The following is a 17,961-nucleotide window of genomic DNA, read 5'->3' on the forward strand; positions in this document are numbered from 1 at the left end:
TTTTTTTGTGTCCGGCGGCTGGCGATAGTCGCCGCATGACGAAAGCAACGCTTCAGAAACAGATCGCCATTTGCGCCCAGGTCCTGCCCGCGGGCGAGGGATCGGATGCGCCCGAGTGGGTTCACCTTTTGCCGGCTGGCGAGATTGCCACCGCCGACCGGAGAGGTCCCTACCATGTCACCGATCTGGACCAGCTGGTCGCCAACAGCATGCGGGATGGCGTCGATCTTCTGATCGACCAGGATCATGCGACCGATCTGGCCGCGCCGAAGGGCGATCCGGCCCCGGCACGCGGCTGGATCACCGAATTGCAGGCTCGTGCCGACGGCATCTGGGGGCGGGTCGAGTGGACCGGGGAAGGCCGCGGCCTGGTCGTCTCCCGCGCCTACCGGGCGCTGTCGCCGGTCCTTTTGCACGACAAGGCCAAGCGCGTCTCCCGCATCCTGCGGGCCAGCCTGGTCAACCAACCCAATCTGCGCGGACTGGTCGCGCTCAACATGGAGACTGACGACATGTCGTTTCAGGAACGCCTGGCGGAATTGCTGGGCCTCGGGGCGGATGCCACCGAAACCGCCATTCAATCCGCCGTGCAGGCGCTGGCCGATGTCGATGCGCCGGCGCTGCAAAGCCAGCTGGCCGAGATCGGCACGGCGCTGGGCGTGAAGGACGGAGGCGATATCGTCGCCGCCGCGCAGGCCGCCGGCAAGCCGGGCGACGATGCCGAGACCATCGTGGCTCTGCAGGCTTCCGTCACGGCGCTGCAGTCCGAAGTCGTCGAGCAGGCCAAGACGATCAAGACCCTGACCGAAAACACCACCCGCGCCGCCGCCGAGGCCTTTGTCGATGGCGAGATCAAGCGGGGCCGCGTTGGCGTCAAGCCGCTGCGCGACCACTACGTCTCGATGCACATGCAGGACGCCGCCCGCGTCGAAAAGGAGATCGGCGCGCTGCCGATCCTGAGCGGCACCACGATCACCACCCCGCCGCCCGAGGCGAAGGATGGCGAGATCAGCCTGAATGCCGAGCAGGTCGCAGCCGCGAAGCTGCTGGGCGTCCCGCTCGATGACTACAAGGCCACGCTGAAGGAGGAGCTCCAGTGACCGCACTCACCCAGGACCGCAACACGCCCCGCGCCGAGGGCGACATCCGCCGGGGCAGCGTCGCCGCCGCGACCGCGATCTTCGCCGGGGCCATCGTCATGCGCAATGCCGCGGGCTTCCTGATCGAAGGGCAGACCGCCACCGGCCTCGTCGGCGTCGGCCGGGCCGAGGCGCGCGCGGACAATTCCGCCGGCGCGAACGGCGACATCACGGTCGATTACCGCCCCGGGGTCTACCGCTTCGTCAATTCGGGGGCGGACGCGATCGACGCCGCTGACGTCGGAAGCCTCTGCTACGTGGTGGATGACCAGACCGTCGCCGCGACGGATGGCGGCTCCACCCGCTCTCCCGCCGGCATCGTCGACCACCTGGACGCCCAGGGCGTCTGGGTGCGGTTCGACGAAGCCCTGACCAACGCATCCTGAGGAGACACCTGATGCTGATCAACGCACAAAACCTCGATATCCTGCGTGTCGGGTTTCACACGGCCTTCAAGGGCGGGCTCGGGCAGGCATCGACCGCTTATTCGCGGATCACCACCGAGGTGACCTCGACCCAGAAGGAACAGAAATACGGCTGGCTGGGCAAGATGCCCAACGTGCGCGAATGGATCGGGCCGCGCGCGGTGCAGAACTTGCAGCAGCACGACTACGCGATCACGGAAAAGCCGTGGGAACTGACCATCGGCGTCGGTCTCGATGATATCGAGACCGACAATCTCGGGATCTACACGCCGATGTTCACCGAAATGGGCATGTCCACCGGCAGCAAGAAGGACCTGCTGTGCTTTGAAATGCTGAAGAACGGGTTCACCGGTCTCTGCTATGACGGGCAGTCCTATTTCGACACCGACCACCCGGTTCTGGACGAGGCAGGCGAGGAGATATCGGTCGCCAACACCGACGGTGGGTCCGGCACGCCCTGGTTCCTGATCGACTCCAGCCGGTCGCTGAAGCCGATCATCCTGCAGAAACGCAAGGATTTCGAGTTCGTCGCCAAGGACGATCTGAGGGACGACAACGTCTTCACCAACAAGGAATTCGTCTACGGCGCGGACGCCCGGTTCAACGCGGGCTACGGCTTCTGGCAGTTCGCCTGGGGATCCAAGCAGACGCTGGACGCGGCGCATTACGCCACCGCGCGCAGCGCGCTGTCGGGCATGAAGGGCGACCATGGCCGCCCGCTCGGCATCATGCCGAACCTGCTGGTGGTGCCGCCCGCGCTGGAAAGCGCCGGCCGCAAGATCCTGAACTCCGAATTCGGGGCCGGCGGCGAGACCAACGAGTGGAAAGGCACCGCCGAGCTGCTCGTCGTGCCGTGGCTGGCGTGAGGCTGATCTGATGGCACGCAAGGCGCGATCCAAACCGAAGTCCGAGGATAACCAGCCCGATGAGGGCGCGACAGCGGCTGCCGAGACCGGCAATCAGCCGCAACAGGCGGGGGCGCATGAGGCCCCCGCCGCACAGGATGCAAGGGGGCCGAGCGACGCGGGGGCTGCGCAAACCGGCGCAGTCCCCACCGAGCCCGAAGGCGGCGAGGTCAAGGCGATCGTCGTTGTCGGCCCCAGGCAGGGCCGGCGCCGCGCCGGACGGCGTTTCACGCCCGAGCCGGTGACGATTCCGCTCGAGGAGCTGAGCCTGAGAGAGCTTGCCGCGCTCAGGGCCGATCCGCTGCTGAACGTCAGCGGCGACTGAACCGGCGGCGGGTCATCCCGCCGTCCCACCCATCCCGACCGGAGGCGCCGTCGTGCCCTACACATCGCTTGCGCAGCTGACCGACCGCTATGGCGAGGGCCTGCTGATTTCGCTCACCGACCGCGACGACGTGGCGACGGGGGCAATCGACACCGACGTGATCGACCGGGCGCTGGCCGACGCCGACGCGCAGATCGACGGGTACCTGAAGGCGCGCTACAGGCTGCCGCTCGATGCGACGCCGCCGCTTCTTGCAGACATCGCCCAGGTCATCGCCTGCTGGAAGCTCTACCGGTTCGACCCGCCGCAGAAGGTCAAGGACGATTACGCCGAGGCGATCCGCATGCTGAAGGATATCAGCCGGGGCATCCTCGTGCTGGACGTGGCCGGGGCGGAGCCCGAAGGCAGCGGCGCGAGCGGCGTGCGGATCACCGACCGGGAACGCCCGCTCACGGCCGACCAGATGAAAGGCTTCATCTGATGATCGATGCCGTCGTCGCCCGCCTGAAGGCTGAGGTGCCCGATCTCGGGAGCCGGGTCGAGGGCGCGCTGGACCTTGCCGACATGCTGCGCGCCGGGCGGCTCCCTGAGAACACCAACGCCATCGTGCTGCCCGTGGGGCTGGCCGGGCGCGCGGCCGATGCCGCCTCCGGGCTCTACCGGCAGGCATTCACCGAGACCGTCGGCGTGCTGCTGCTGGCGCGGGTGCACGACCGGACGGGGCGGCGCGCGCTGGGCCGGATCAGGCCGCTGATCATGGAAGTGGTCGAGGCCATAGCGGGCTGGACGCCGGGCGATCAGCTGGGCGTGTTCCAGCTGAAGGGCGGGCGCATCGTCTCGATGACGGGCGGCACCCTGATCTACCAGGTCGAATTCACCATCGATGACCAGCTGAGGATCGCGACATGACGAAACAGACGCTCCCCGCCACCGGAGGCCGGTTCCTGCGGCACGAGGACGATGCGCTCGAACGCATCGAGGACACGCCCGAGGCGCGGAAACCGGCCGCCAAGACACCCGTCAAGAAGAAGGATGAGAAGTGATGCCGATCACCTGGCGCGACAAGATCCTGCTCGCGAAGATCGAAAGTGCCTACGGCACCGACGCGACGCCGACGGGGGCCGCCAACGCGATCCTCGCCACCAATATCGAGCTGACGCCGATGGAAGGCTCGGACGTGAGCCGGGAACTGGAGCGCGCCTTCCTGGGCGCGCAGCCGACGATCCCGACCGAGCTGCAGGCGATGATCAAGTTCAACGTGGAGCTGGCCCCCAGCGGCGCCGCCGGGACCGCCCCGGCCTGGGGCGTGCTGCTGCGGTCCTGCGGCTGCGCGGAAACCATCAGCCCGAGCACATCTGTCACCTACAACCCGGTTTCCGGCGGGCATGAGAGCGCCAGCATTCACCTGATGATCGGCAACACGCTGTTTGCGATTGTCGGCGCGCGCGGCACCGCCAGGTTCGTCGCACAGGCGCAGGCGGTCCCGCGCATCGAGTACACGTTCACCGGGCTCTTCGTTCAGCCGGCGGAAGGTTCGCGCCCGACGCCGGATATCAGCGCGTTCCAGAAGCCGGAGCTGGTCACCGACGCGAACACTCCGACCTTCACCCTGGGCGGCACGGCGCTGGTGATGCGCACGGCGACGCTCGATCTCGCCAACGCGGTCGAGGGCCGGTTCCTCGTCGGCAGCGAGCGGGTTCTGATCACCGACCGGTCCGAAGTGTTCGAGACAACGGTCGAGGCGGTGCCCCTGACCACGTTCAACCCCTTCGCCCTGGCGGCGGCGCAGACCGATGTGGCGGTCAACCTGGTCCACGGCACGACGGCGGGCAAGATCGCCACGCTGGCCATTCCGGCGGCCCAGATGCAGCGCCCGCAGGGGCTGAGCAACGCGCAGAACATCACCGAATGGCCGCTGCGCCTGATCCCGCAGCTGGTGTCCGGCAACGACCAGTGGACCCTGACCCTGACCTGACGAGGACGACATGCTGAAAATCACCGACACCCCAGAGTTCACCCACACGGTCCGGGTGCAGACGCCCGTCGATGGCGGCCATCGCGAGGACACGTTCAAGTGCCGTTTCAGGGTCGTTGAAGACGACGAGAACGACGCGGGTTTCACCGTCGATGCCGTCAAGGCGCGCCTGCGGCGGATCATCGTGTCGATGGAGGACCTGGCCGACGAGAACGGCAAGCCGGTGCCCTATTCCGACGAGGTGCGCGACCGGGTTCTGAACCTGCCGCACGCGCGGATCGCGCTGCTGCGGGCCTATGCCGCCGCCTTCGCGAAGGAACGGGCGGGAAACTGACATGGGCCGGGCGCGCCTGGGCGACCGGCGCGTTCGCGGCCCGCACGCAGGCCGACGGGGCGCTGGCGGATGCACAGGCCTGGGGCCTGCCGCTCAGCGAGGACGATCTGGCGCCGGATACGGGTGGCGCGCTCTGGGCGGACCATCTGCCGGTGTTTCAGGCATTCGCGGCGGTGACGAGCCAATGGAACGTCGTCGCGCCACCGGCGGGCGGCATGCGGGCCGTCGGGCTTGATTACGCCGGCGTCCGGGCGGGGCTGGAAATGGCGGGGATCGTCCTGAGCCCGGATCAGTGGGCCGACCTGCGGCTGATCGAGGCGGGCGCGCGGGACGCGATGAACGGAGAGGCGTCATGACGCTGACATTGTACGGCGAAGTCCGGTTTAACGGCGCGCAGGCAAAAGGCGAGATCGAAAAGGTCAAGGTCGCGACGACCGGAATCAAAGACGAGAGCGGCAAGGCCGCAGGCGAGGTGAGCCATCTGCGCAAGGAAGTCCAGGCGCTGAAGTCTGCGCTCACCGCACAGAAGCTCGAACTCAAGGGGACAAAACAGCGTCTGAACGACTACAAGACGCAAATGGCTCCGGTTGGCCAGGCCAGTGCGACGGCCGCCGGACAGGTCGGCAACCTGACCGCCCAGTTCAACGATATCGGCATGATGCTGATGGCGGGTCAGAACCCGCTGCAGCTGGCGGTCCAGCAGGGCACCCAGATCACCCAGGTGATCGGCCCGCTGGGAGCTGGCGGCGCCGTCAGGGCCTTGGGCACCGCATTTCTGAGCCTTCTGAGCCCGATCAACCTGGTGACGCTCGGCGTGATCGCGGGGGGTGCTGCGCTGGTGCAGTGGTTCACGGAAGCAGGCGATGAGGTCGCCTCTTTCGATGACGCGCTCGCGGATCTGAAGGCGACATCCGACCGGCTGGCGGCGAGCGACGGGCTCGCGGCGGCTCCGCTGGCCGCGATCGCGGAATACCGCAACCTGATCGGTGTCATCAACGAGGTCGATCAGGTCGAACGCCGCCGCGCCGCCGAGGCGGTGGTGCGGGCCACCGGCATCGCGGATGCCATCGTCAAGAACCTGTCGGCCAACAGCGTCGCCACCCAACTCGGACTGGATGAGATCGAGTTCGAGTTCTTCGGCCTCGATCACATCAGCGAGGCGAATTTTCTATTGGACCGCACCCGTGAGATCATCATGGCGACTGGGGACGAGCAGGCCCGTCTGATAGACTCGACGGCCGAGGCCCTGAGAATGCGCGGCATACTCAATGGAGAAGCAAAAGCGCTGCTCGCCACCATTTCCAACGAGCTTGGCATCACCGACCGGCTGGTCAAATCGACCGAAGACCGCGTGAAGTCCGAGCGCGAGGCGGCGAAACAGATGCGCGAGGCGCAGGCGGCGGTGGAGCAGCTGCGGATCGCGGCCGACGCGCTGCCGGGCGTCCTTCAGGGCAGCGCCGTTTTCGCGGGCTCCCTGGCCGAGCAGCTTTGGAACGCGGCGCGCGGCATGGCCGCGATCTATCAGAACTATAGCCCGTTGCCGGAATCCGGGGGGCGCGGCGGCGACCCGCGTCAGTTCACGCACACGGACGAATTCCGCCGGCAGCTCGAGGACCAGGCAAACTGGAAGAAACCCGGCACGGGACGCGTCGGCGGCGGACGCGCCTCTGCCCATGACGCCGAATCCGAGGCGCTGGCGCGGCTGATATCGGCGCAGGAACAGCAGCTGGCGATCCTGCGAGAGACCGACCCGGTTCAGCGCGAAATGCTGCGCTATCGCGACCTGATGCGCGGGGCGACCGATTCAGAGCGCGCGGCGATCGAGCGGCTGATCGGCACCCGGTTGCGCGAGGAAGAGGCGATGCGCGGGGTGAAGGACCAGGAGCGGTTCTTCCGCGATATCGCGGGAGACACCGTCCGCGGCCTGATCAACGACGTCGATGACCTGGGCGACGTGTTCGACCGGCTGGCCAGCCGGATCGCCGACGCAGCGCTGGAGGCGGCGCTTTTCGGCGAGGGGCCGCTGGCGAACCTCTTCGGGGGCGGCGGCGGGCTGTTCGGCTTCATCACCGATGCCGTCGTGCCAAAGGCCGCAACCGGCGGTTACCTGGTCGGTCCGGGCGGCGGCACCAGCGACCAGATCCCGATGTTCGGCAGCTCCGGCGAGTTCATGGTCAACGCCAGTGCCACGGCGCGGCATCGCCCGCTGCTGGAGGCAATCAATTCCGGCGCGCCGGTGCCCGGCTTCGCGATGGGCGGGATGGTGGCCCCGCCCCTGCCCTACGGCGGCGCGGCGGCCCCGGCCCAGGGCGGCGTGCAGGGCCGGTTGCTGGTCACCATCGCGCCGGGCCCCGAATTCGACGCCCGGGTCACGAGCACCTCGCAGGATGTCGCGATCGAGGTGGTGCGGGAATATGACGCCTCGCAGCTGCCGGCCTCGGTCCAGCGCATCAGCGACGATCCGAGGGCGACCTACTGATGGCGCTCTCCTTTCCCCTGCCGCTTTCCGAGTTCCTGGACACGCTGCCGGTTTCCCGCGTGACCTTCCGGCTCGAACAGGCCGTCACCAGTTCGGAGACCGGCGGCGGCGAGGTGATCCGGCATGCGCGCGGCGCCCGGCTCTGGGGCGGGGAGATCGTTCTGGACCGGGATTACCACGCGGTCTGGGCGGCGATCGAGGCGCGGATCGCGCTGCTGGAGGAACCCGGCGCCTCGTTCCTGATCACCGATACGCGCCTGCCCGGCCCCATCGCCGACCCGGACGGATCGATCCTGGGCGCGGCGGCGGTGCAGATCCTTTCCGTGAACGCCAACAGCCGCGAGCTGCGCCTGAAGGGTCTGCCGCCGGGCTACGCGATCAGCCAGGGCGACATGCTGTCGTTTTCCTATGGTTCCAACCCGGTGCGCCGGGCGCTGCACCGGGTGGTGACCGGGGCGGTGGCGAACGGGTCCGGCAACACCCCGAATTTCGAGGTGACGCCGTTCATCCGCCCCGGCGCGGCGGTGGATGCCGCCGTCACGCTGGTCGCGCCGGTCTGCAAGGCGGTGCTCGCGAGTGCCGATATCGGGGCCAGCCGGGCGGCGATTTCCGACGGCGGCACGTTCGCGTGGCGCCAGACGCTGAGGTGAGCCGATGCCCGATCTGGACACAGCCCAATCCGCACAGCTTCAGGAACGCCGGGGCACCAACGCCCATGTGCTGATCTGGATCACCGCGAAGGACCGAACGACCGGCCTGCCGGAAACGATCGGGTTCTGGACCGGGGACGATCATCAGGAATTCGTGATCGGCGGCGAAACGCGGCTTTATTTTGGCGCCGGGGAAGTGATCGATGTGCCCCCCGTCAAGGCGGGCACCGGGCTGGCCGTGCTTCAGCACCGCATCACGCTGGGGGCGCTGACCGACGAGGCCCGGCAGCTGATCCGGGGCTATGACGCGCGCCAGGCGGGGGTCGAGGTGCATTGCCAGCCGATGGATATCGACACCGGGCAGCCGCTGGGCGCGCCGATCCGGATGATCAAGGGCACGCTCAACAAGGCGCCCGAAACCATCGGCCCCAAGGGTGGGACCAGCAACCTGGTCCTGACCGTCGTCACCACCGCGCGCAAGCTGACCTTCGGGTTGCCGCTCCTGCGGTCGGACGCGGAGTTGCGCCGGCGCAACCCTAACGACCGGGGCCGGGAATATGCCGACGTGGCAGGCGACTGGGTGGTGCCATGGGGCGAGTAATGTCACGCGCCGCGCTGTTGCAGGGCTACCTGTCGGACTGCCGGCAGGCCATGCTGCGCCCGGGCCGGCACGACTGCGCGCTCTTCGCGGCCGGCTGGGTCGCGCGCTGCACCGGGCCAGATTTCGCCTTCGAATGGCGGGAGCGCTACCGCACGCTGGATGAGGGCCGCGCCGCACTGGCCGCGGCCGGGTTCGGCTCGCTCACGGCCATCGCCGCGCATCATCTCGGCGCGCCCATGGGCTGGATGGCCGCGCAGGTCGGGGACGTGGCCGTGGTCATCGAGGACGGCGAAGAGGCGTTCGGCCTGGTGGGCGGCGCCTTCATCCATTGCCTGGCCCCGCATCGGGGGCTCAACGTGGTGCCCCTGCCCCGCGCGGTCCGGGTGTTCCGGCCATGATGCGGATCCTGTCCTGGGCCGTTGTCTGCCTGCTGTTCCTGTCGCTGCCCGCCGAGGCGGGGCCGGTCGGGGCCGCCATCGTCGCGGGCATCAAGGCGCTGACCTGGACCAAGGTCGCCCTGGCGGCGCTCAGGGCGGTGGTCGGGATCGGGCTGTCGCTGCTGGCGCAGCGGCGGGCGAAGCGGAAACAGCGCCCGGCCGGGCTGCAGACGAGCTTCACCACCAAGGGCGGCACCGATCCGCAGGGCACGGTGATCGGCTGGTACGCGACCGGCGGGCATGAAATCTACCGCAACTCGCACGGGTACAACAGAAAGTTCCTGACGCAGGTGATCGAACTTGGAGACCTGCCGGGCGTGTCGCTGCGTCGGGTGATCATCGATGGCGTGGTCTCGGATCTGGTCGACGATGCCGAGGCGGGTTTCAAAGGCGTGGTGTCAAAGGGCACTGACAACGGGACCAACTTCTACACGATCATGCGGTTCTATGATGGAACGCAGACGGCAGCGTCCGACTGGATGATCGACAAGTACGGTAGCGGTCCGGATCGTTCGTGGACGCCCGATCACATCCTGACCGGCGTGTCCTATGTCGTGGTGAATCACCACTCCTCACGCGAGAGGTACCCGAACGGGGTGCCGGAAATGCGCTTTGAGATGGACGGCATCCCGTTCTACGACCCGCGCCAGGACGACACGGTGGGCGGCACGGGCGCGCAGCGATGGAATGACAGGACCACCTGGTCGCCGACCACAAACGCCATCGTTCTGGCCTACAATATCAAGCGCGGCATCACCACGCCCACGGGCGAGGTCTGGGGCGGCGGGGCCGAGGCTGCGGACCTGCCGCTGGCCAATTGGGTCGCGGCGATGAACGCCTGCGACCTGCCCATCGGCGATAATGACCGCCCGCAGTTTCAGGCGGGCTTTGAAATCCGGTTTGAAGACGAGCCGGCCGAGGTGATCGAAGAGCTGCTGGCCGCCTGCAACGCCGAGATCACCGAGGTCGGCGGCGTCTGGACGGTGCAGGTGGGCGGCCCCGCCGCGAGCGTCGTGCATATCACCGATGCCGACATGCTGGTGAGCGAGCCCGAGGAGATGGACCCGTTCCCGGGGCTCGAGGCGACGCATAACGCCATCACGATCAGCCATCCGAGCCCGAAAGGATTGTGGAACGGCACGGCGATCGAAACGATCACCAACGCCGCCTGGGAGGCGGCGGACGGGGTGCGGCGGCTCTTTGAACTGCGGCTGCCGGCGGTGCCCTGGGCGGAGCAGGCCCGGCAAGTCGGCAACAACATGCTGCGCGACGATCGCCCGGCCATCACCCACAAGATCGTGCTGCCGGGCGAGTATTTCTGGCTGACTCCGCTGATGACGCTGACCTGGACGTCGGAGTGGAACGGCTACGACGCGAAGCTCTTCCAGATCACCGACGTGGCCTATGACCTGCGCACGATGAACGTGGCGCTGTCCCTGCGCGAGCGCGACCCGGGCGATTTCACCCCCGATCTCGGGCTGGAACTGCCGGATGCGCCGCGGGAGACCAGCGTGATCGAGGTGGTGGACGCCGGCGTGCCGGGCTTTGACGTCCATCCGCACGAGGTGCGCGACGGGGACGCAGCACCACGCCAGCCGGGCATCCGCATCGTCTGGGACAGCGATATCGCGGACACGACCCGGGTGCTGGCCTTCGAGGTCCGGGTCAAGACGCAGACCGACCTGGCCTTTTCCGGCACCTACGGCGACGTGCGCGCGGGCGCCTTCGTGCTGGCGCCGCTCCTGCGGGACACGCTCTACGAGGTGCGCGCGCGGGCGATTTCGCCCAGCCGCGAGTCGTTCTGGACCGGCTGGGAAGAGGTCACGACGCCCGATGTGGGGCTCAGCCCCGCCGATCTGTCGGACGATATCTGGGACGCGATCGCGGTGGACCTGATCGCGCCGGAGGTCGGACGGATCGACCGGGAGCTCGACCTGAAAACCATCGACCAGATCACGGTCACAGAGACGGTCGGCATGATCAACGAGCGCGTGCTCTGGCTGCTCACCCGGTCGTCGGCGACGGACCGGATGATCCGGGACGCGGGCGTCTACGTCGATCCTGACGACGGGAAGGTCCGGATCGCGGCTGTCGAGAGCCAGGCAGACAAGATCAGCGAGACCGAAATCCGGCTTAACGCCGCCGAGGCCAGCATCAACCTGCGCGCGACGCAATCATGGGTGAACGGGCAGATATCGGCTGCGGTGCTGGACCCGTCGCAGGTGCCGATCCTCGACGATCTGGAACTGCGGATCATGAACGCCGAGATCGACATCGACGGGGCGGAAGCGGCGATCCTGCTCAAGGCGGACGCCGCGGTGGTCGACGGGATCGACACCCGCCTGTCGCAGGCGGAGATCGACATCGATGCGGCGGAAACTGCGATCGCGCTGAAGGTATCGCAGACCGATTTTAACGCCGTTGAAACGCGGGTGGCGACGGCCGAGGTGACAATCGCCGCGATGGACGGCGCCGCGATCACGTCCACGGTCGCTGACACGCGGTATCTTTTTGACGCGGCGTCGGCGCGCAGCGCGGCGGACCTGAAGGCGCTGCTTCAGGCCTACGAGGACCGCAAGGCGTTGCGCCAGGACCTGGCCTATGCGTCCGAGGATATCCGGGCGCTGGTCAGCGACGAACGGACAGCCACGGCGGCGATCACGGAAGCGCTTGGCGCGGCGATTGCCGGGAACCAGGCGCTGATCGAAACCGAGAAGAGCCTGCGGGTCACGGAGGACGCGGCCCTGGCGGCGGATCTGACGGCGCTGGAATCGCGCGTCACGACCACGGAAGGAGGAATTGCCGGACAGGCAACGGCGATCGACGGCCTTGAGACGCGGGTCGAGGACACAGAGGACGCGATTTCGGCGCAGGCTCAGGCGATTGTCGATCTGGAAGCGCGGGTAGAGGATTCCGAGGACGAAGTCGCGGGCCTTGCGACCGCGACGACGAACCTGACCGCGCGGGTCGACGACACAGAGGACGACATTTCCGCGCAGGCCACCGCGATCACCAATCTCCAGACCACGGTCGGCGGACATACGACCAGCATCGGCCAGGCCTTGAGCAGCATCGACGGGATCAGGGCCGAATACACGCTCAGGATCGACAACAACGGCGTCGTGTCGGGCATGGTGCTGCGGTCCGAGCTGGACAATCTGGGCGAGCCGGCGTCGGCGGCGGCGTTCCAGGTCGACAAGTTCGCGATCGTCGGGCCCGGCGGCGCACAGGTTTCGCCCTTCGTCGTCTACACGACGCCGCGGGTCATCGATGGCGTCACCTACCCCGCCGGTGTCTATGCCAGGGACGCGGTGATCGGAACCGCGCGGATCGGGCGGGCGCAGATCAAGGATGTCGTGCAGAGCGACAATTATGCCGAGGACGCGGGCGGCGTTCCGACGGCGGGCATGAAGTTGAATTTCGCGACCGGCGTGGTGAAGACGGCCGGCGTCGTCATGTCGCGCCCGCTGGTCCTGGCGCGCGGCAGTTTCACGCACACGGGGACGCTGACATCGTCGGCGCTTTTCCGGTTCGTGAATACCGGCATCCGCGTCGGGGTGAATGACGTCTGGCAGGCCAGCAACCGGTCTTTGGTGGCGACGGCGGCGATCACGACGGCGGCGACGGCGTCCGGCGGGCTCGATCCGAGCAATACGTTCTGGGGGCTGATCGCCAACATCGTGCCGGGCGCGCGGTGGTTCGGTTTCACCGGCAACCCGCAGCCGTCCGTGGTCTGGCAGAAGGACCCGGCGGTGCTGGTCGACCCGGTATGGGCCAGCGGGTCCGATCAACGCATCTATCTGCAAATCCAACCGACGATCCAGGGCAGCGTCTATTTCACCAACGCGACCGTGGAATGGGTCGTCTACGAGGTCACATGAGGAGGCAAAATGGCGTGGTATAGCACAGGAACGGTGGCCGTCACGAACGGCAGCACGGCGGTGACGGGGACAGGCACCGGCTGGTTCGGGGCGCTCCAGGACGGCTGGGGCTTTGTCGGCCCGGACGGGCGGGTCTACGAGATCGACACGGTGGTGAGCGCCACGTCGATCACGCTGGCGCAGGCCTACCAGGGCACGACCGCATCGGGTCAGGCCTATTCGGCCTTTCCGACCAACGCGATCGAGATCGATCTCGCGGCGGCGATCCAGCAGCTGATCACGGATTTCCAGTCCGTCGTCACCGGCGCGGGCGCGGGAAAGTTCGACGCGGGCAGCGTTGCCGCGCCGGGCGTGGCGTTCGAGGTCGACCCGGACACCGGACTGCGCCGCGTGTCCGCCAACAAGGTGGCCCTGGTGGCGGGCGGCGCGGACCAGCTGGCCCTGACCGGCGGCGTGGCGACGGGTGCGGCGGTGCAGGCCAGCCCGTCGGACACGACGGTCGGGCGGCTGCTCACGACCGGCGCGTTCGGCCTCGGCGGCACGGGCGCACAGGTGATCACCGATTTCAACGCCGCCGACAGGTCCGGGTACTATGCCATCGCGGATCTGTCCGCCGCGTCGAACAAACCGGCGGGGTGGAATTCCGGCCCCGCCTCCGTGCATGTGACCGGATCGTTCAATGCCAACAACATGACGCAGTATGCCGTCTCTCTGAATGGTGGCGGCAAGGTGGCGATCCGGTCCTACCGGTCCTCGAACTGGTCCGGCTGGTCCGAGGTTTACACGGCAAATTCCGTCCTCGGCACCGTGTCGCAATCAGGCGGGGTGCCGACCGGCGCTGTCATCGAGAGCGGGTCCAACGCCAATGGCGAATACACCCGCTGGGCGGACGGCACCCAGATCTGCACCAACGGCAACGCCGCGATCACCACGGCGCCGGCGGCATTCACCGGCACGATCACCAAGGTCGATGGCGACAAGCTCTGGATCGGGAGGTGGTTCTGATGACCATTGAATTCGTCGATCAGCGGCCGGCGCATGACTGGTCAATCACCGCCAGCCAGGCGGGCGATGTGCTGACGATCAACGGCACGGCGCTGGATTTCAGCGGCATGGCGGATGGCGATGTCTACCCGCTGATCGCGCTCGATCCCGAGATATTCGCGACCGATGTCACGAGGTCCGGCGGCGCCGTCAACGCCATCCTGATCCGACCGGTGGACGCCGCCGGCGTGGCTCTGGCGGGGCTTGAATCGGAGAAACCGGTGGCAATCACGATCGATGTGGGCACCAACATCATCCCCGCCGCCACCGCCGCGGCCACTGCGCTGGCCGCGGCGCGCGCGGGGATGTCGCTGAGCTTCTCGCAGCTCCTGATCGGTCTGGTGGCCGAGGGCTGGATCACCGAAGCCGAAGGCGACGCCTGGTCCGCCGGCAGCGCCCTGCCCGCCTCGGCGCTGGCGCTGGTGGCCACGCTCCCGGCGGGCAGCCGGTTCGCGGCCCGGACCCGCATGCTGCGGATGTCCGAGGCGCTGCGGCTCGATCCGCTGGTCATCGCCCTGGGCGCGGCCGAGGGCAAGACGGAGGCCGAGCTCGACACGTTCTTCACAACCTACGCGGAGGTCTGACATGACGCCTGAAACCGCCCTGAACGATCTGCGCCGCCGGTTCGTGCCGGCGGGCGACCCGAACAACATCTGGCGCCTGATGCGCCAGAATGATCGCGGGGAATACCACGGCGATTGCGAGGATTTCGCGATCCGCCTGGCCTATGACCTCGGTGGCGGCACATGGTGCGGGTTCTGGCGGGACCTGATCAGGGGCAGAACCCGGATCTGGTACGCGCTCGACCGGTGGAACGGCGGCGGCCATGCCGTCCTGTGGCACGAGGGCGCGGGTTGGGCGGACAACCTGATCCCGCACTGGAACGAGACATGCGGGCACCGGCTGGTCAGGCGGTATTCGGCGGCCGGTGTAATGATGAAGTTCCTGCGCGGCGCGTGGCGGACGCTCGCCCTGAAACTGGGTTTTTAACGCGGTTTCAACGGCCGTTCTTGCGGGCTGAATTGCCCTTTCGCGCGCGCGTAATGTTCGGCGACAGAGCCAGACAGAGGGGGGCCGCTGATGGCCGTGGAAACGCATACATATTCCGATCTGGATGACACCTGGGACGCCGCGAACCGGTTCACGGCCGTCGCCGACGTGGACGTGGACCTGAGCAACAGCCGGGCCTATTTCCTGTTCTTCGTCATCACCGGCACGGATGCCCTGCCCGCCATTCCCGTGCGCGATGCGCGCCCGATCAGCCCGATGGCGGCGGAGCAGATGCAGCTGCAGACCGGCGACCGGCTGTGGGTGGCCGGCAAGGGCGCCAGCGCGCTGCTGATGACGGGCTGATTGCATGGGAAAGGGGCGGTTTCAGTCGGGAAGGTTCAGCGCCGGCCGGTTCAATGCCGGCCGATTCGCGGATGCGGTCGGGGCTGTCGGCCCGTCCTATGTCGTCTCGATCACCGGCCTGACCAGCAGCCCGACGCACGGCCCGTCCGCGCAGATCGGCGTGGAGCTGACCGCCGTCGCGTCAGGCTGGTCCGAAGCGCCGCCCGCGTCCGTCACCTACACCTGGAACAACATTGTCGGAGTCCCGACCGGCACCGGCAATGCCAACTACACGCCGGGCGCGGGCGACGACCTGGCCGCGATCTCGGTCACGGCGACACCGGCCGACACCTATGCGCCCAGGACCAGCGCGAGCTACGTCGTGCGATACGCGCCTCCTGTGGCGGCTGGCGGCCTTGCGGATCAGTCCTACGACACCGGCAGCGGCGATCAGACCGTAAACGCAAGCACCGACTTCACCGGCGACGACATCACCTATAGCGTCAGCACGACTATTCCCGGCGTGACGATCAACAGCGGCACCGGCGTCGTGACCATCCCGACCGGCTCGGATGCGAGCGGCACGATCACAGTGACCGGCACCAACAGCGGCGGGGCGGATTCTACGGCATTCAGCGTGGTCATTGATGCGGCGGCGACGGCCCCTGTACTCTCTGGTCTGGATGCAAGCGGCGCACCAGATGCGCTTGAACTGGACGTGGATATTGCCTCCAACCTGTATTGGAGTCTGGATCCAGTCGGCACGAACCCGGATGGAGACACGATTGTCGCGGGCGGGATCACAGACAGCGGCGGGCCTGATGCAATCTCGGCAGGCGCGAACGTGATCGCTTTCGATTTCTCAGCAATTGCGGCAGGCACCTACGATCTGTCCTTTGTCGCCAGCAACGGCGGCGTGCTGTCCAATGTGCTGCGGCAGGAAATCACGCTGTCGGCGGCTGCGACCGTGCCTGCTACCATGTCTGCACCGACTGTCACACAGACCGGATCGACCTCGATCAGCGTCGATCTGGCAGCGGCACCGGATGATGGCGGTTCGTCCATCACGTCCTACGATCTGCGCTGGCAGCCGGATGGGGGACCGTGGACAGAGGTGACGGGCATCAGCGACCCCGAGGCGATTTCCGGTCTGACCGCATCGACGCTTTACAACGTCCAGACGCGGGCCGTTAACGCGGTGGGGCAAGGCGCATGGTCGGCTTCCGGCAGCGATACGACTGCGGCGGGCGGCGTAACTTATTCCGACGATTTTACGAGCGACACCAGCGCCAGCTATACGAGCGGCAATGGAACGATGACCTATAACAGCTCCGACGACACGCTCGAATATACCCTCGGAGATGGCTGGACGGGTATCACCACCCCTGAAATTACGACCGTAGACGCGCAGAGCTATACAATCACCATTGAAGCGCAAATGCTATTCGGTGATGGCGGTGCGGGAAATCCGGGATCCTCTGTGATGGGGGAATTCATCGTCGGCACCACGGCAGGCGCGGGCAATATTCTGGGTAGCAGCACCGATAGATTTTATGGAGATGGGGATGGCTTTGGTCCTGTCATGACTCTGACTCAAACAGTTGCCGCCAGCGGAACGGCTATGCATATCACTATACGCTCCCGCGCTGGCACCGCAGGCAAGAAATTCGCCGTACACTCAATATTGGTGGAGCCAGCATAATGGTCGCAATGTCCCGCATATTCTCCCTGACGGCAAATGGCCCGACGCCTCCTGCACCATCATCCGCGATCTATCGAGGTCAACACGATCCCGGTCTTGTGGCATTCGCAGGCCCGATGGGTGGTGAGGCGGAATTTCTCAGCCCTCGTGGAAATGTCCTGCATCCAACAGGTTCGGGTGTTTACCGCTATGTTGATGGAACTGTGTCGTCGTCTGGCGATGGGCTTTCGCCTGCCACGGCCTACAAAACGATCACCGAGGCCGTCATAGCGGCGCGGGCTGGGGATTGCGTGCTGGTCGAGCCGGGGATTTATGGTGAGCAGGTAGGGGCTGCGCCCAACGGGAGCCCCTTTGGCCTGTCGAACAAGGGAACTTCAACGGATCGCATCAAATTGTGTCGTCGCGGAACCGGGAAAGTCGAAATCACCGCGACCGATGCACTGACTGGCTGGGTGCCTTGCGTCAATGGTGACGCAAACGGAAACCCAAATTGGTCAAGCATGTGGAAAGTCACGGTCCCATCCAACCACCCCATTCCGCTCGATTCCTGTGTGCTGCAACAGTCAGGCAATCCGGCATTTCTTCGGGTGTCTGGTGCCGGATATGGTGCCACCGAAGAAATGTTCTCCCGGCAGAACAAGGACTTTTACTGGACGGCTGCCGATGGCGGTGTGTCAGGTGTCACGAAGGACGCATCGGGCAATGATAACACCATAGGTCCGACGATTGGGG

21 protein-coding genes are annotated in these 17,961 nt (G+C 66.9%); all 21 read left to right on the forward strand.

Annotation, left to right across the window (positions count from 1 at the left end; translation table 11 throughout):
- The first annotated feature begins 35 nt into the window (after positions 1-35).
- On the forward strand, positions 36-1,100 hold the full coding sequence (locus QO034_RS06530) for a phage protease (RefSeq protein ID WP_284484697.1): 1,065 nt from the start codon (positions 36-38) through the stop codon (positions 1,098-1,100).
- Positions 1,097-1,525: a hypothetical protein gene (locus QO034_RS06535; RefSeq protein ID WP_284484698.1), complete on the forward strand. Its 429-nt coding sequence runs from the start codon at positions 1,097-1,099 to the stop codon at positions 1,523-1,525. Before QO034_RS06530 ends, QO034_RS06535 begins: the two co-directional genes overlap by 4 nt.
- An 11-nt stretch (positions 1,526-1,536) precedes the next feature.
- Positions 1,537-2,430: a Mu-like prophage major head subunit gpT family protein gene (locus tag QO034_RS06540; RefSeq protein ID WP_284484699.1), complete on the forward strand. Its 894-nt coding sequence runs from the start codon at positions 1,537-1,539 to the stop codon at positions 2,428-2,430.
- A gap of 10 nt (positions 2,431-2,440) precedes the next feature.
- Positions 2,441-2,794 carry a hypothetical protein gene (locus QO034_RS06545; RefSeq protein ID WP_284484700.1) on the forward strand — a complete coding sequence of 118 codons (354 nt, stop codon included), beginning with the start codon at positions 2,441-2,443 and terminating at the stop codon, positions 2,792-2,794.
- A 52-nt stretch (positions 2,795-2,846) separates the two neighbouring features.
- Positions 2,847-3,275 (forward strand): gp436 family protein, encoded by a 429-nt coding sequence (locus tag QO034_RS06550; RefSeq protein WP_284484701.1) that lies wholly within the window; start codon positions 2,847-2,849, stop codon positions 3,273-3,275.
- Positions 3,275-3,703 carry a phage tail terminator protein gene (locus tag QO034_RS06555; RefSeq protein WP_284484702.1) on the forward strand — a complete coding sequence of 143 codons (429 nt, stop codon included), beginning with the start codon at positions 3,275-3,277 and terminating at the stop codon, positions 3,701-3,703. The genes QO034_RS06550 and QO034_RS06555 overlap by 1 nt, the downstream gene beginning before the upstream one ends.
- Positions 3,700-3,837 (forward strand): hypothetical protein, encoded by a 138-nt coding sequence (locus QO034_RS06560; protein WP_284484703.1) that lies wholly within the window; start codon positions 3,700-3,702, stop codon positions 3,835-3,837. Before QO034_RS06555 ends, QO034_RS06560 begins: the two co-directional genes overlap by 4 nt.
- Positions 3,837-4,769 carry a phage tail tube protein gene (locus tag QO034_RS06565; RefSeq protein ID WP_284484704.1) on the forward strand — a complete coding sequence of 311 codons (933 nt, stop codon included), beginning with the start codon at positions 3,837-3,839 and terminating at the stop codon, positions 4,767-4,769. The genes QO034_RS06560 and QO034_RS06565 overlap by 1 nt, the downstream gene beginning before the upstream one ends.
- A gap of 10 nt (positions 4,770-4,779) precedes the next feature.
- A complete protein-coding gene (locus tag QO034_RS06570; RefSeq protein WP_284484705.1) occupies positions 4,780-5,103 on the forward strand; it encodes a hypothetical protein in 324 nt (107 codons plus the stop codon).
- Positions 5,104-5,210: 107 nt separating this feature from the next.
- Positions 5,211-5,459 carry a DUF1799 domain-containing protein gene (locus QO034_RS06575; protein WP_284484726.1) on the forward strand — a complete coding sequence of 83 codons (249 nt, stop codon included), beginning with the start codon at positions 5,211-5,213 and terminating at the stop codon, positions 5,457-5,459.
- Entirely contained in the window at positions 5,456-7,582 is a 2,127-nt protein-coding gene (locus QO034_RS06580; RefSeq protein WP_284484706.1) for a phage tail length tape measure family protein, read from the forward strand. The genes QO034_RS06575 and QO034_RS06580 overlap by 4 nt, the downstream gene beginning before the upstream one ends.
- The gene (locus QO034_RS06585) at positions 7,582-8,232 is read left to right on the forward strand and encodes a hypothetical protein (RefSeq protein ID WP_284484707.1); all 651 of its coding nucleotides are present in this window, start codon (positions 7,582-7,584) and stop codon (positions 8,230-8,232) included. The genes QO034_RS06580 and QO034_RS06585 overlap by 1 nt, the downstream gene beginning before the upstream one ends.
- Positions 8,233-8,236: 4 nt before the next feature.
- Complete coding sequence (locus QO034_RS06590) at positions 8,237-8,833, forward strand: hypothetical protein (protein ID WP_284484708.1); 597 nt, start codon at positions 8,237-8,239, stop codon at positions 8,831-8,833.
- Positions 8,833-9,231 (forward strand): DUF6950 family protein, encoded by a 399-nt coding sequence (locus QO034_RS06595; RefSeq protein ID WP_284484709.1) that lies wholly within the window; start codon positions 8,833-8,835, stop codon positions 9,229-9,231. Before QO034_RS06590 ends, QO034_RS06595 begins: the two co-directional genes overlap by 1 nt.
- Complete coding sequence (locus tag QO034_RS06600) at positions 9,228-13,151, forward strand: phage tail tip fiber protein (protein WP_284484710.1); 3,924 nt, start codon at positions 9,228-9,230, stop codon at positions 13,149-13,151. Before QO034_RS06595 ends, QO034_RS06600 begins: the two co-directional genes overlap by 4 nt.
- Before the next feature lie 9 nt (positions 13,152-13,160).
- A complete protein-coding gene (locus QO034_RS06605; RefSeq protein WP_284484711.1) occupies positions 13,161-14,156 on the forward strand; it encodes a pyocin knob domain-containing protein in 996 nt (331 codons plus the stop codon).
- Entirely contained in the window at positions 14,156-14,779 is a 624-nt protein-coding gene (locus QO034_RS06610) for a hypothetical protein (RefSeq protein ID WP_284484712.1), read from the forward strand. Before QO034_RS06605 ends, QO034_RS06610 begins: the two co-directional genes overlap by 1 nt.
- A gap of 1 nt (position 14,780) precedes the next feature.
- Positions 14,781-15,185, forward strand: coding sequence for a hypothetical protein (locus QO034_RS06615; protein WP_284484713.1), 405 nt, complete (start codon positions 14,781-14,783; stop codon positions 15,183-15,185).
- A gap of 90 nt (positions 15,186-15,275) precedes the next feature.
- Positions 15,276-15,548 carry a hypothetical protein gene (locus QO034_RS06620; RefSeq protein ID WP_284484714.1) on the forward strand — a complete coding sequence of 91 codons (273 nt, stop codon included), beginning with the start codon at positions 15,276-15,278 and terminating at the stop codon, positions 15,546-15,548.
- Positions 15,549-15,552: 4 nt separating this feature from the next.
- Complete coding sequence (locus QO034_RS06625) at positions 15,553-17,229, forward strand: fibronectin type III domain-containing protein (RefSeq protein ID WP_284484715.1); 1,677 nt, start codon at positions 15,553-15,555, stop codon at positions 17,227-17,229.
- Positions 17,229-17,961: hypothetical protein (locus QO034_RS06630; protein WP_284484716.1), on the forward strand; the 733-nt coding region annotated here is incomplete at its 3' end. The genes QO034_RS06625 and QO034_RS06630, both read left to right, overlap by 1 nt.

The sequence above is a fragment of the Sedimentitalea xiamensis genome (assembly GCF_030164465.1).
In the GTDB taxonomy this organism is placed as follows: domain Bacteria; phylum Pseudomonadota; class Alphaproteobacteria; order Rhodobacterales; family Rhodobacteraceae; genus Sedimentitalea; species Sedimentitalea xiamensis.

What these genes read in the sequence shown, in the direction of transcription:
- QO034_RS06530 (WP_284484697.1), top strand. Translation starts at nt 36, where the DNA reads ATGACGAAAGCAACGCTTCAGAAACAGATCGCCATTTGCGCCCAGGTC.
- QO034_RS06540 (WP_284484699.1), top strand. Translation starts at nt 1,537, where the DNA reads ATGCTGATCAACGCACAAAACCTCGATATCCTGCGTGTCGGGTTTCAC.
- QO034_RS06545 (WP_284484700.1), top strand. Translation starts at nt 2,441, where the DNA reads ATGGCACGCAAGGCGCGATCCAAACCGAAGTCCGAGGATAACCAGCCC.
- QO034_RS06555 (WP_284484702.1), top strand. Translation starts at nt 3,275, where the DNA reads ATGATCGATGCCGTCGTCGCCCGCCTGAAGGCTGAGGTGCCCGATCTC.
- QO034_RS06560 (WP_284484703.1), top strand. Translation starts at nt 3,700, where the DNA reads ATGACGAAACAGACGCTCCCCGCCACCGGAGGCCGGTTCCTGCGGCAC.
- QO034_RS06565 (WP_284484704.1), top strand. Translation starts at nt 3,837, where the DNA reads ATGCCGATCACCTGGCGCGACAAGATCCTGCTCGCGAAGATCGAAAGT.
- QO034_RS06570 (WP_284484705.1), top strand. Translation starts at nt 4,780, where the DNA reads ATGCTGAAAATCACCGACACCCCAGAGTTCACCCACACGGTCCGGGTG.
- QO034_RS06580 (WP_284484706.1), top strand. Translation starts at nt 5,456, where the DNA reads ATGACGCTGACATTGTACGGCGAAGTCCGGTTTAACGGCGCGCAGGCA.
- QO034_RS06585 (WP_284484707.1), top strand. Translation starts at nt 7,582, where the DNA reads ATGGCGCTCTCCTTTCCCCTGCCGCTTTCCGAGTTCCTGGACACGCTG.
- QO034_RS06590 (WP_284484708.1), top strand. Translation starts at nt 8,237, where the DNA reads ATGCCCGATCTGGACACAGCCCAATCCGCACAGCTTCAGGAACGCCGG.
- QO034_RS06595 (WP_284484709.1), top strand. Translation starts at nt 8,833, where the DNA reads ATGTCACGCGCCGCGCTGTTGCAGGGCTACCTGTCGGACTGCCGGCAG.
- QO034_RS06600 (WP_284484710.1), top strand. Translation starts at nt 9,228, where the DNA reads ATGATGCGGATCCTGTCCTGGGCCGTTGTCTGCCTGCTGTTCCTGTCG.
- QO034_RS06605 (WP_284484711.1), top strand. Translation starts at nt 13,161, where the DNA reads ATGGCGTGGTATAGCACAGGAACGGTGGCCGTCACGAACGGCAGCACG.
- QO034_RS06610 (WP_284484712.1), top strand. Translation starts at nt 14,156, where the DNA reads ATGACCATTGAATTCGTCGATCAGCGGCCGGCGCATGACTGGTCAATC.
- QO034_RS06615 (WP_284484713.1), top strand. Translation starts at nt 14,781, where the DNA reads ATGACGCCTGAAACCGCCCTGAACGATCTGCGCCGCCGGTTCGTGCCG.
- QO034_RS06620 (WP_284484714.1), top strand. Translation starts at nt 15,276, where the DNA reads ATGGCCGTGGAAACGCATACATATTCCGATCTGGATGACACCTGGGAC.
- QO034_RS06625 (WP_284484715.1), top strand. Translation starts at nt 15,553, where the DNA reads ATGGGAAAGGGGCGGTTTCAGTCGGGAAGGTTCAGCGCCGGCCGGTTC.